Source organism: Hallerella succinigenes (assembly GCF_002797675.1).
In the GTDB taxonomy this organism is placed as follows: Bacteria; Fibrobacterota; Fibrobacteria; order Fibrobacterales; family Fibrobacteraceae; genus Hallerella; species Hallerella succinigenes.
The window spans coordinates 3,011,670-3,025,149 of record NZ_PGEX01000001.1; the positions used below are offsets into that span (position 1 = coordinate 3,011,670).

The 13,480-nt window shown below is 48.1% G+C and carries 8 protein-coding genes; 1 reads left to right on the forward strand and 7 read right to left on the reverse strand.

The features are described 5' to 3' along the window. Positions 1-15: 15 nt before the first annotated feature. Positions 16-1,932, forward strand: coding sequence for a hypothetical protein (locus tag BGX16_RS13960; protein WP_100426604.1), 1,917 nt, complete (start codon positions 16-18; stop codon positions 1,930-1,932). Between the two features lie 12 nt (positions 1,933-1,944). Here the strand turns inward: BGX16_RS13960 and BGX16_RS13965 are convergent, their stop codons facing one another. The 7 genes from BGX16_RS13965 to BGX16_RS13995 are packed head-to-tail and all read right to left on the reverse strand — an operon-like array spanning position 1,945 to position 13,402. Continuing rightward, complete coding sequence (locus BGX16_RS13965) at positions 1,945-2,658, reverse strand: glutaminyl-peptide cyclotransferase (protein WP_100426605.1); 714 nt, start codon at positions 2,656-2,658, stop codon at positions 1,945-1,947. Further along, on the reverse strand, positions 2,658-3,695 hold the full coding sequence (locus BGX16_RS13970) for a TolB family protein (protein WP_100426606.1): 1,038 nt from the start codon (positions 3,693-3,695) through the stop codon (positions 2,658-2,660). The genes BGX16_RS13965 and BGX16_RS13970 overlap by 1 nt, the downstream gene beginning before the upstream one ends. A gap of 52 nt (positions 3,696-3,747) precedes the next feature. Further along, the gene (locus BGX16_RS13975; RefSeq protein WP_241899567.1) at positions 3,748-6,504 is read right to left on the reverse strand and encodes a TIGR02171 family lipoprotein; all 2,757 of its coding nucleotides are present in this window, start codon (positions 6,502-6,504) and stop codon (positions 3,748-3,750) included. Next, entirely contained in the window at positions 6,501-9,182 is a 2,682-nt protein-coding gene (locus BGX16_RS13980; RefSeq protein WP_157798076.1) for a TIGR02171 family lipoprotein, read from the reverse strand. Before BGX16_RS13980 ends, BGX16_RS13975 begins: the two co-directional genes overlap by 4 nt. A 50-nt stretch (positions 9,183-9,232) precedes the next feature. Then, positions 9,233-10,858, reverse strand: a complete 1,626-nt coding sequence (locus BGX16_RS13985) for a hypothetical protein (RefSeq protein WP_100426609.1) — start codon at positions 10,856-10,858, stop codon at positions 9,233-9,235. Then, positions 10,855-11,541: a hypothetical protein gene (locus BGX16_RS13990; protein ID WP_157798077.1), complete on the reverse strand. Its 687-nt coding sequence runs from the start codon at positions 11,539-11,541 to the stop codon at positions 10,855-10,857. Before BGX16_RS13990 ends, BGX16_RS13985 begins: the two co-directional genes overlap by 4 nt. 40 nt (positions 11,542-11,581) lie before the next feature. After that, positions 11,582-13,402 (reverse strand): alginate O-acetyltransferase AlgX-related protein, encoded by a 1,821-nt coding sequence (locus BGX16_RS13995; protein WP_157798078.1) that lies wholly within the window; start codon positions 13,400-13,402, stop codon positions 11,582-11,584. Positions 13,403-13,480: the final 78 nt, after the last annotated feature.

Consider the following 13,480-nt stretch of genomic DNA (forward strand, 5'->3'; position numbering starts at 1 on the left):
ATCGAGAGTATAGATATGCCTTTTTTTGCGATTCTCATCACGTTTTGCCTGTTCCTTTCGCCAGCACTCGCTGCTGTCGATGAACTCAGCACAGCGCGCAAGGGAGCAGAATCGCCGGAAATCGCAGAACGCACCTACGACTTGGAAGGTCAGAAGGCGGAATGGATTCTCGGCACTTCGATTCTCGGCAATCCGGATTTGGATTTTCGTTCCGCAGGAATCGGCGGCCCCACGCGCAGACTCCCCTCTAAGCTTGCTGGCATTTTCACGTTCCCGCTTGAATACGATGAGACGCAGCTTTCGATGTATGGCGAAAACGGTGTGATGAAGGAAGACTTTGCCCGCGGAATTCCTGTGGACACTCCAGAAACGCATATCCTTTGGGAACGTTATTCGTTTAACGGAAACTCTTTCGGTTTGGACTTTAGACGTCTGTTGCTCGACAGCATTGAGCTCGATATCGGTTGGGCAAGCTATTCAAATGACAGCTCCAAAGTATTCCGCTATCAGGATGTGACCCACCAGCCGTTCTTTGCTTTGGGACGAGACTCTTCGCAGATTCCATTCACCGGGCGTAACGTACAAATGAACACGACGCATTTTAAGCCTGCGATTGCCTGGTATTTTCCCAAGGGAACCGCCGTGGCAAGCATGAGCTACCTCGTGGTAGAGAACGACGATATTCCTCCGTACTCATACACGCAGGATACGACCGATTACAGCAGTGTAACCTATTTGAGAAACCCGTTGAATACGGAATTGCGTTCGTTCACGTATGGCATTCGCGGATCGTTTCATCCGATCAAGCCGTTAGAAATTTATGCAAGCATTTACAGCGGCGAGCATGAAATCCATTACGACAGTTTGCCGGATTTGGTGAAGAGCATTCAAGACACTCTCGATGAAGACGGCAAAACGATCCAAGATACTACCTGGTACGGTGTGACCGACGCTTTGAAATATGAAACGATCAATGGCGAAGGCGGAATTGCGTTAAAACTTCCGCTGAATCCAGCACTTCGCATGCAGTATGAATTCACCGAGCTCAATTCCCGGTACAAGCAGGACCGTGAACTTTATTATTTGGAATTGAAAGACGAACTCGCATTCCTCGAATTTAGAGTTCAGGCAGGTGCGTTGCGCAATTCGAACATCTTTGATTCCGTGGAAGTGGCAAAGATGACATCCGCCTATGCGACTTTGCACTTGCCGTACCATTTGGACCTCAAGGGGACGGTTCGAAACGACGTGCGCTTCCCCGATGTCGATGAGCTCAAGGTTTACAACCGCGCCCGATATGCTTACCCGAACAAAGATTTGAAGGAAGAAGAACGCGTACGCATGACCGGAGATTTCGAATGGAATCCGGGTGGAATCTTTTACGGCGTCGGTTTGCGATACGAATATGCGGATAATCCGATCAAGCAGCGCTGGGTAACAGGAGAAGGTCTCGAATCGATTGAAACGGCTTCGCAGTGGATCAATCTGGATTATGCAGAAGTTTTGGACTGGTATGTGGCGGCAGGCATTTCCATTGGAAATTGGCAGCTCTATTTGGAACGTGAACAGTCCCTAGCAAAAGAGAATCGCCCGATCGATGTCACGGATCTTTATTACAAAGGTTACATCCGCTGGTCGGATAAATTTGTGAAGAACCGTTTAGGCGTAAGCGTCGCCTTCAACTTTACATGGTTCGGCAACCGCTACGATCTTCAAGTGACGGAAGACGAGGAAACAGAAAAAGAAGTGCTGGAAGTCGTCGAACTCAAGCATTATCTCGCTCTGAACTTTGAAGCCCGCATGCGGATTCTTACGTTCTCGCTGTACACGCGTATCGACAATTTAAATCACAGCCTTTATGAACCTGCTGCGGGTTACCGACCCGAAGGAATCCGATTCCTCTACGGCATTACGTGGAGCTTTGACAATTAAAAGGCTCAAAGATCAGGGTTTGATTTGAACCTTGTACATCACCGGCCAGTTTTTCCCAGTGATCCAAAAAGCTTTTCCGTCATAGGCGATGCCGTTCAGGACTTCTGCTTCCGGAATCTTTTTACGGATCTGACGGGCAATCCTTGAAAAATCATACCACTTGAGAACCTTGCCCGATTTCGGATCAATTGCGGCAATGGAATCGGACTGCCAAACGTTTGCGTAAACAATGTCCCCCACCGCTTCCAGTTCATTCAGATTGCGGACAGGTTTGGAATCGTCCGTTACAGAAACGTTTCGAAAAACGTTCTTTTCGCCAGGCGAAAGAAAGTACAGGCGATCACTGCCATCAGACATCAACAAGGAGCCTTTATAAAAAGCGAGTCCCCAGCCTTCTGTCGGAATCGAAAAGGCGCTTTTGCGGGTTAGCGTTTGAGCGTCATAAACGAAAGCGGTTCCCTCACGCCAAGTCAGCCAAAAAATATCGTTTCCCAGTTTAATGGACCCTTCGCCAAAAAATCGAGATTCCAAAGAAACGGAATCCGTCGGTGCTTTGCCCGGCGCCGGGTAACGGAACATTCGGGATTTCCCATAATGCCCCGTCGTTTCGTAAAGAACTCCCCCGTCAAAAAACAGGCCCTGCGTATAATGGTCCACAGAATGTTCTGCGGAATCCAAAACCGTAAAAGAGCCGAGAGCCGCGGCGCAGAGGAGTTCAGAAAGCATTACTTCGAAAGCCAAATGTCCGGCCAGCGGTCATTGCCGGAGTGATACGTGATACGAGCTGCGGTCTTTGGATCTTTACCGATTTCCCACAGGTAAAGTTCGTAATCATAAATGTCGTGATCGTGACCCTTTGCCGTTGCGCCCCAGACGAGCCATTTGCCGTTTGCGGAAACGCGCGGGAAGTATTCATGCGAGCGACGGCCCGGAAGGTCCATGAGCTTCGCGGCTTTCGGAACGCCAAAGAAGCCGACCTTTTCTTGCTGTTCGCCGTTCTTGACGTTGAACCAAAGAATTTCACTTGGAGCGGCAGTGCCACCGTTACCCGTCGGATTTACACGGTAAACCTTGCTGCCGTCGGCAAAGAAGTCAATTTGACAGCCGTCTCCGGACTTGTTCCACTTTTTATTTGCAATGTCCCAGATGCCCGTTTCGCGCATGGAACCGCGGAGGGTGATGGCGATGTACTTGCCATCTGGAGAAAGGTTCGGTTCCTGCAGAATGACGCCCTTTTCGTCAAAGGCTTTTTCGCCGTCCAAAAGCAGCTTTTCTTCACCCGATTCGAGGTTCTTCTGGAACACTTTTGCGCCGCGGGAAAAAACGATGTTTTTACCATCTGGGCGGAAAGTGCCCCAGGTGGCGTTATCGGCGACTTTCTTTTCGTTTTCACCGTTCACGTCGATCATCCAGAGATCCCATTTTTCTGGATAATTCGCATCGTTTTCCGGAGTCCAGCCACCCTTGGAACGGGTAAAGATGATCTTTTGACCGTCCGGAGAGAAGCGCGGAAACCAGTCCACGGTAGAAGAATTGGTGAGCGCCTTCGAATCAGTTCCGTCTGCGTTCATAATCCAAAGATCATGCGTCGAATGGACACGGGATGTGGACCAGACGATTTTACCGTTGAGCTTTCCCTTGATCGCATTCAAGGATGACTGTTCTTCGGAAGTCGGGGCTACCGGAGCACCTGTCGGAGCTTCATCTGCAAAAGCGAATGTAGAAAGGGCGAGCGTTGCAACGGCGAGTTTCAAAATTTTCATTTTAGAATTCCTCAAATCAAATTCAAATATGGAATATAAAATATAAATGAGTTTATGGATGGAGTTGTTCCAAGGAGTCGAGCAGACTGTTTAAGCGTCTAGTCATTTGAATCGCTCCGACGGAACAGAGATGGTCGCGGTTTTGGGCATCCGCATCGGTGTAGTCGTGGTTCCCCATTTTATTTTCATCCATCAGCACAAAATTCGTATAGGTTTTCGAAAGGCTTTGGAGGCTGTCGATGAGTTCCGGAGCTTTGGAACGGCTAAGCCCGTAACGGCCAAAAGAGTTCGTTTCGACAAATTTGGGGCTCATCGGGAAAATCACACCGATGACGGTGATGTTCTTTTTGGAAGCGAGTGCAAGAATTGCTTCCAGCTCTTCCACATTGGCTTTGAAAAATTCCGGATTGTCTTCGTACCAAGTGACGATTTTATCGACGGAAGCTTCTTCTTCCCAGCCGTAGCACGCTTCATTCTTATAGCCTCGAGTTGGAATCAACCATTCGCGGTAGATGGAATTGCCTGGCGAATTTTCAGTATGTTCCGCAAGACCTGCCGGGTACCCGGATTTCCAAAATTCATGATTTTTGTCATAGACAAATCCGGGAGATTTCTTGTACGCTTTGTAGAAGTAGTTTTCGATTTCATTGGTCTTCTGTTTCCACCACATGTCGATGTCCAAAGAGACGACCAAATATTTAAGATTTGGCATGTGGTTCAAAGCGTAATTTTCGAACAAGTAACGGGTTTCGTACAGAGAATTGGGAACGTTCGAAGCGTTGATGGCAAAATAAGCGGAGTCCAATTCTTTCGGAACAACGCCTGCATTGGAACGGGACGATCCAAGGATCAACACGTTTGCAGCATTGCGGTATTCCCAAAGCAATTCCATTTTGTAGCGCAAAATGACATCTACTGCTCCGCCTGCAGAAGTGTAGTAAACACCTGCACTGTCGCTATTCAAAAGTTCAGAAAATTTTTCCGTCCTTTTTGCCCAAAGGCAAGGATGCCACAGTTCTTCCCCTTCGACAATTTCAAAAACTTTGGCTCGACTTAGCCCGACGACGGCAATCTTTTGATGGGCCCCTGCATCATTGGCGAGCGACGCTATCGCCACGTTTGATGTAGAACCAGAAATCCATTCAGTATGGTCAAATGTATAGCCATCTGGAGCAGGAATCACCTGTGTCAAGTTTCCCGTACTGTCTGCGACCAAAAGGGCTTTGTGCGCATTGTAAGAGGTCTCTGCAAAGCTTTGACCGATAGAGCCCCCGAAATCGAGGAAAAGCGTTCGTTTAGTTCCATCATTTGCAAGCGAAGCGTTGCAAGCCTGTTCCCCACCGTACCAGACGGTGTCTTTTCCATTTCGATGAGCGCGGAGAAGGCGTGCGCCCGAAACGGCAAATTCCGATTCGGCGTCATAGCCGTCGTGGTAATTTCCGGAAAGAAGCTTTTCGGGAGTTCCAAACTTTCCATCGCTGAAAGGAACCTGCCACAGTGCATGGGCTTGGAATGTAGCGTCATCGGTATTGTTACCCGCATCGTCCACGTAGCGGATGACGGTATCGCCCGAGGCGAGAATGCCCCAACGCGGAATCGCCGCGCTTTCGACATCCAGCTTTACCAAATTCGAACCTGTTTCGTTCAAATCGCGCACATACAAGCTTGAGATTCCCGAAATCCCTTCCGGCTTTGTACAAAAAGCAACTCGCTTTCCATCAGGAGAAATATCGGGATGGAAACTGTCGATGGTATCAGCGATTTCGATTGCGGAAAGGATTGCATTGGAATAATCGATGTAAACCAGATTTCCTGTTTCATCGTTTCGGAAAGCGAGCTTTGTATGGAAAGAACCTGTATAGGAACGCATTTCGCCGGCACTGGCAAGCACGCTGATGACAGAAGAAGAAACATTCCCCGTGGAACTCATCCAGGTCGGATTGGGAATTTTTCCAATCGCCAAACGGAAACCGACGTAATCCGCCGCTGTCGAAGAGGTGACTGTGTAAACATCGCCACGGCTGTAAAGGGTTGTCGCATTCGGAGCATCGCGGTAGCTGCCGCCTTTGATGATGCGTTCGCCAAGGGTTCCGCCATCAGGAGCGCCTGCAAAATTTGAAAGTGTCGTGTCTTTGAATTTTGAAAGCCAGTCGTTTACCCATTCGCTGACGTTTCCTGCCATATCGCAGACCGACGCACTCGTATCGGATGAGCAGACAGGGTGAACCTTGTACTTGGAATTATTGGAATTCCAACCTTTGGAAGGATTCCAATTCTTGGAGGCGACAAGAGTCCATTCCGCTTCGGTGGGAAGCCGGTAGGCTTCGACATCGGTGCGGAAAATTAAATTTCCAAGCGAAAGGCAGTGATTATCGGCGTCAAATAAGGCAGAGCCGTAAACGTATGCGGTATCGAGACCTTCCGCCTTGCTCCTTTCGTTTGCAAAAAGAATGGCGTCGTAATAGTTGACGTTGGTAATCGGCAGGGAGTCTCCCTTACAAACCACCTGCATTTTACTGTAAGTTTTGAACTCTTCACAAGTGACTTCATGCTTGCCGATGGAAAAGTTGTAATCGAAGTCCACCTTCATCTGCGGACGTTCACTAGCGCGGGCGGTCGAATCTTGCGTGCCGAGAATGGTTTCTGAATTTTCGGCAAAGATAAACATCATCCCTTCGAGAGTCGGATCGGTATTATTCGAATACGTGGGATCATCGACTTTTTCACTGGTTGTATTTGGAGACGATTCCAAACAGCCTGCGAAAAAGAGGCCAAGCAAGGTAAAGAGAAAAATCTTCCAAACTTTCACTGGAATGTCTCCAACGTCCTTAATACGGAATCCAGTCGATCCGTCAATCGCTCTGCACCAGGAGTCGCCAAGTGATCAACACCATACGCCATGGCATCGGAATAATCATGATCGCCCATTTTGTTTTCGTCCATCAGAACGAAATTCGGATATTTTTTTTGCAGAGCATTTAAGCCTTCGATAATGGAAACTGCAACCGAACGCTGGGGACCGTAACGGCCAAAAGAACCCGTTTCTTTATACAAGGGAGACTGCGGAAAGATAATACCGACGACAGAAATTCCCCGAGCTTTTGTTAGAGTCAAGAAATTTTCCAACAGCAACCATTGTGCGTCGATAATTTCAGGATGGATAGAAGCCCACATAGAATCCACATTGACTTCGGAAACTTCCCCCCAACCTTGAGGTTCCAAGGCGTTAAAACCTAATGTGTTCAGATAGGTATTTCGAATATTGGGTTCTGCGTAGGAGGATTGAACCATTTGGGGGAAATAGGACGGAGTTCCATTTTTCCAATAGTGATGGTTTCTATCATAAACAGTGCCTGGGTATTTTTGGAATTGATTGAAATAAGCGTTTTCAGAAGCCTGCCAAATGTCGATATCCAAAGCGATGACAAGGGCTTTCAACTTGTGCGCATGATTCAATACGTAATTTTCCGCGATAAATAAGGTAAAAGAAAGCGTATTTCCGGGATGTCCCAAATTCACAGCAGCATAGGATGAGTCTAATTTTTGAGCGATAATTCCATCTTCCACACGTGAACTTCCCAAGCAGACCACTTCTAAAGAATCCGCCCGGTTCCAAAAAAGTTCCATCTTGACTCGCAAGAGCTGATAGACGTATTCATCTCCCTGAAAGACATAGACCCCAGCACTGTCCATGTCAAGGTCGATCTGCTGATTGGCTTCCATGGCGTCTATCCACAAATTCGGATGCCATAGTTCATTGCCGGAAGCGATTTCCATCACAGAAGAATCCATCGTGCGAACCAAAACGATTTTAGAATGGGCTCCGTCGTTATCGGTAAGCGTCGCCACTGCATAATCCGGGCTGTTTTCCACCCATTCTGTATGATCAAACGTGTAATGTTCCGGAGCAGGAATCATCGCAGTCAAATTTCCGCGGGCATCAGATACCAAAAGTTTTTGATGTGGCAAATAAGCTTCTCCCGAAAATGCTTCCCCCGTAGAACTTCCAAAGTCGAGGAAAAGCACCTGTCGAGAGACTTCGGAAAGGGAGACGTTGCAAGCCTGTTCCCCGTCCAGCCAAACTTCTTCACGGCCATTTACCTTTGCCCGGAGAAGTCTCGCTCCGCTGACCGCCAACGTTCCGTCGTTCAGAACACCGCCGTTGTAAGAGCCTTCCAGGATTTTTGTCGGCGTTCCAAATGTTCCATTTGCAAAAGGAACGCTCCATGTCGAAGCTTGTTTCCATTCCACATCATTCGCATTATTTGCGGCACTTGTCACATAAACGATCTGCGTATCCGCGCCGAGAACTCGCCAACGCGGAATCGCCGCGCTTTCCACATCGAGCTTTACCAAATTCGAGCCTGTTTCGTTCAGATCGCGCACATACAAACTGGAATTTCCGGAAATCCCTTCTGGCTTGGTGCAGAAGGCGATTTTAGAACCATCTGGAGAAATCACCGGATGGTAAACATCCAGCGTATCTACAATTTCAACAACCGTCGGATTGGAAGAGGCGAAGCGGATATATCCGAGGTTTCCCGTTTCATCATCGCGGAACGCCAAAACGGAATTCAAGGCTCCCAACTTTTTCTTTATTTCCGAGGCAGAAGTCTGTACTTGAACATTCCATTCCCAAGCAAGGCCGCCGCCTTCTTCCGGTTGCTGAATAAAATCCACAATGCCACGTACCAAACGGAATCCAACATAAGCGGCGTGCATTGCAGGCGAAACCGTGTAAACATCGCCACGATTCTTTAATTGGATGTTGGCTGCCGCATTCCGGTAGCTTCCGCCTTTGACAACCACTTCACTCAAAGAATTGGCGTGAGAGGCTCCGGCGAAATTTTCAACAGATATATCCTTAGCGCTAGAAAGCCAGTCGTTCGTCCATTCAAGGACATTGCCAGCCATGTCGCAGAGGCCATTCTTGTCTTTGGGAAGTTCGCAGACTTTATGTTTTTCAAAATCGGAATTTTCAGAAGTCCAAGCATTTTTCAACGGATTCCAACCATTTTGGGCTGCATAAATCCATTCGGCTTCTGTCGGCAAGCGGTAGCCGTTCGCTTGGAAATCGGTAGTGAATTTTTCAAGGAAAATGATGTGTCCGTCCGAGGATCGGGAAAGCCCCTCGTAGCTGTAAACGGTATCGAGTTCCATCGCCTTGGACTTTTCGTTTGCAAAAAACACGGCGTCATAGAAAGAGACGTCGGTTACCGGATAATCCTTCTCGTCGGAATCAAAAGATGCGTTCAAAACTTGCGCATATTCACCGACAGTGACTTCGTGTACATCGATGTAAAAGTTATATGAAAAACGGGACGTGATATTCGCCGCCGTAATTTGAACCGAATCCCCTTGCGAAACGATGCGTTGCATATCGTGATAGGAGGCAGACAATGTGTCTGCCGTCGAGGCTTCATTTGTACAAGAAATCAAGCCTGCCAAACAAACAGCGAGAATCCAAAGCCAACGAAAAATCATCATATACAAGTTAGAATTTACATCCAGCTTTGGCATTTTTCAAAAAGCTTGCTTTATTTGTTTTTCCACAAATCGGGGTGCAAAATGTCGTTCCCAGAAGCCAAAACATGAACAGAAGAATCCCGAATGTCCAAAACGGCGATTTTTTCATGATAATCCGACGTTAATGCATCCATGACCAATATGCGGTGATGATCCCAGACCGCATAGACGCTATCTTGATAAACGCAAGTCCATTCTGGATTTTGTTCCAAGGCTTTCGCTAACGGAATCCACAGCGGAATATAACGCACCGGAAGTAGCGCTCGCTGAATGGAAAGTGAATCGGCAAACGAAAAAAATTCCTCCGGCTTTTCTGAGAATTTTAGATAGTTTGCAAGGAAAGTGGAATCCTTTAAAATGAAACGTCCATCGGCAAAAGTTTTTACGCCAGGCAGTTTCCATTCGATGTATCCGCCGGAGCGGTCATCGTTAAAAAGTCGAGACGACACAGACTGCGGATTTGAGCGCATAAATTCCACCGCTCCACTCGGAAGGCGTTCCGCAGAAATCGTTTTGAACGAACCGTTTTCAAAATAAGCGGGAAGGCTCCGTACGAAAGTCCCAACGACAAATGCGAAGCCCAAGACCGTAAAAATTTGGAGACTCGTCGAAAACATTTTTTTAGAAACGGAAAGGTTCTTTTCCAAGGCGCTCCGCAAAGAAAGAAGCTCGCCCGAATGTGAAAGCACGATCGAGGCAAACGGGAAAAAGAAAAGCGTCAGATTACGCTCGGCTGTAGCCGCCAAAAAAATTCCGATGACAAGCCATGCGATTTGAAAAGGCTTTGCCAAGTGGCGATGCCGTAAAATCGCAAAAGCCGAAATAAAAATGCCCACGAGCAAAGCGATCATCGCCGCCTGATTTTCTCCCTGTGCAAGCAAGGTTGTGGGAGCTCGGTTTTCTGCAATCTGCTGAGAAAAAATCTGCGAAGAAGCATTACCGCCCACAAGACGGTTCAAAAGTTCCAGCGGATATAGCCACAGCAGAACGCCCTGCGTATGAGCTAGCGGCGTTAAAAGAAGCAGGACGAAAAAGATTCCGTTCCCCACTTTTCCAGAAAGGGAAAGGTCTTGAAAAGAAAAAGCAATCGCGCAAAAGGCAAGAACAAATCCCAACGGGAAAAGGCCCTGCATTCGCACCCAGATCCATTCCACAGCGATCAATACCACCGTCGAAAGGATCCACTTTGCCGAAATCCGTTTTTCCAGTTGCGGCAAAAGATTCCAAAAAATGCCAAGAAAAAGCATCGATAAAAGAATTGGTCGGCATTCAAACGCATAGCGGAATAAAAACGCAAAAGCGAAAAGCAACGCAAAATGCACAGGAAGTATTTTGCGTTTAACCGGAAGAATCCACAAAAAGGCGACAAGTCCCCACAGCAGAGCCTTCAACGCCACAAGCCCGAATGTTCCTGCAAAATGTTCTACACCATAAAGCGCGAGCTGAAAATACAGATGGACATTGATCCAAGGAGATTTCGACGCTGTCCAGCAAAAGGGATCATCCGTCGCAAGTCCATTTTCCAAGAAGTCCCTTGCGCTGGCCAAATGCCACCAAATATCGGTATCGGTCAGCGGAAAAAAAGCAAAGACCGTGACGCAGATGGCAAACAGAATTTTGGGCAATGCAGTTTTCATCGAATGCGAACTTTTTCTCTAGGATCTACCTTTTCAATCGCTAAACGGCGATTTTTATCGATGCCCGGAAAGGCCGGGAAGAGTTCGCTCGCCATTTTGTACCAGCCGAGAGCCACTTCAGCATCTGTCGAAAGGTAATAGTTGCCCATATTAAAAGCGACTAAGCCCAAAAATTGTTTTTTATACAAAGGACGGAATTCATAACCAGACCATGAACCGTCTGCATATTTTTGACGGTATTCTTCATCCGAATAGTGATAACCTTCCCGGTTCGGTTCCATATTCGCACCGTTCACCCGAAAGAACATGTGCCCAGGAACGAGAATCGCATCGACACGCAGATTGCGCGCTTCACCCACCATCAAAGCGAGCCATGTTGCACTGACGCAGCCTGTTTTTCCAGTTTCTAAAGATCGACCTGCCAAAATCGAAGATGGAATGGATGCCGCACCTTCGCCAGCAAATTCAAGCTTCCAAAAATCCCACATAAGGGATTTCATCGCTTTGATCGTATCCTTAGTCGCATACAGCACGCTGTCGAAATAATACAAGCCATCGTTCCACATAGGATTGCGGTCAAAACACTGCGGTTCAAAATCGTCAAAAGTACATGCAGAGGCTATCAAAGAAATGTGTTGTCCGCGCTTCGGTGCAAATACAAACATCAAAGCGACAATCAGCATAACAAACAATGCAATGACAACCATCGATCGAAAAATGGATCTAGAGAACATCCCACTCCAATGGCGATTGCCAGAAATCGCGAAGAGTCATCATGTAAATGACCAGACGCTTTGTTTTCAAGGATTTTTTGTCTTTGACCATGCGATGGCGCACAAGCGGTCCACCGCCCCAACTGGTCACAACCTGAACATCCAAACCGGTTGCAAAAGCGAGAAGAGAGCCAGGACCACCCGACTTTCCGTCCACAGATTCAAAGACTCCGGTGAAGGAATCGCCCATCAAAAGAATGGGAGCGTTCTTTCCACCCACATAAGGTTTTCCGTTCTTGTAAATCTTTTTAACGTCGAGGGTTTCCGGGGCAAAAGCTCCCTGCTCGGCCTGCGGAAGCTGTTGAATCAAATCGCCTTCACGTAAAATGGTCGTGTCACGCATTTCAAGCGTTCCCGGTACCGCTCCGGAATTTTCATACCAGGCGTAAGTCGTCACCTTCATCGCGAGCTGTTCCATCGTCGCAAGGAGTCCTGGTGCGGCCCAGTGCGTATCGAACTTTTGAAACGAAAAATGCTCAGCATCGTCGCTCGCGCGAGCCGCCTGCAGCGCCGGGAAAACGTCCAGAACGTCCACGCCTGCCGCAAGAAGCTTCCGGATGATGTCTCGGCCCGCAATGTCCACGCAAAGCGTATCTGCTGTACCGGAGATCATTTTGTCTGCATAAAGAGCTTCCTTGGTGGGCATCGGCACGACCAGGAACTGAATTCCTAAACTGTCGAGATATGCCTTGAGTTCCAAAAGTCTCGGAAGCGGATTGTGCAAGGAATCCTGAGCGGTAAAATCCTTGGCGAGCAACGAGTTCGCATCACGGCGAAACCAGAGCATTCCATTTGCACTCCAAGCATTTTGGCCGGCGGGAAGCGAATCAAGAACATGGGAAAGCTTCACCTTAAAGGCTTCGGTCTCTGGAGTTTCCGGACAAACGCCTTGCAGCTTTTCCAATTCCTGCGTTCTCCAAGCGGAATTCGTGTCGAGGGCACGGGTGAATTCCTTTTCGGCTACGGCTGTATCCGCCGGCTTCAAAGCGACCTTGCGGAATTGCGGAATGTCAAAAGCGACCCATATCGGCGTCCCCATCGGATTTCCACGCATCACGGCGAAAGGCTTTGCTCCGTTCCATTCCTTGCCCACTTCGTGAACTTCCATGTCGGTATTGAAGGTCGGATACCAGTAAGCGGCAAGCGTCTTAATCCAATCCTGAGCCATTTCCAGGTTCAAGCGCTGCGAAGTGTAACGCTTGAAAATATCGATTTCCGCTTGAGAAGGCTTCCGCTTAAGCCTTGCCCAAAACGCCTGCTTTCCTGTCCACTTTCGTGGAACGACCTGAACCCACCATGCGCCGTACTGCTTATTGGAGCCAAACAGATAGAGCTTTTCAATTTTTTGGAAATCGGCAAAGACGTTCGACTGCCCCCACTTGACGCTTTCCACGCTGCGGAAGACTTGCGCAAGAGAATCCCCCGCCCCTTTTGCATAAAGGATCTTAGAGAACGGCTCCCAGGCGATCGGATTTAGAATTTGCGCAAATTCCGGTTCTTCGGCCACAAGCGAATCAAACATCGGAAACGGATAAGCGTCGAATTCTGCGGTCAAAGGTTTTGCATTTTCCGGAAGTTCCTGCTTGCCCGCTTCACGAATCGGATTCTGGTAATAAGCGGCAAAATCCAAAGCGGCAAGAGTCGGAAGGTCGATCGAATCCCAAACGGATACGTGGCGCAGTTCGCTATTGTTAGCCACGGAATCAATCGAAAAAGGAATGCCCATTTTTTTTACGATAACCGTCGGCTGCACACCTAAGTCGTGCAACATCACGGTTTCAGAATGCGACGCGCATCCTCCCCAAAAACTCAAAATCAAAATCAGATTGAAAACGTAAACGATAGCCCC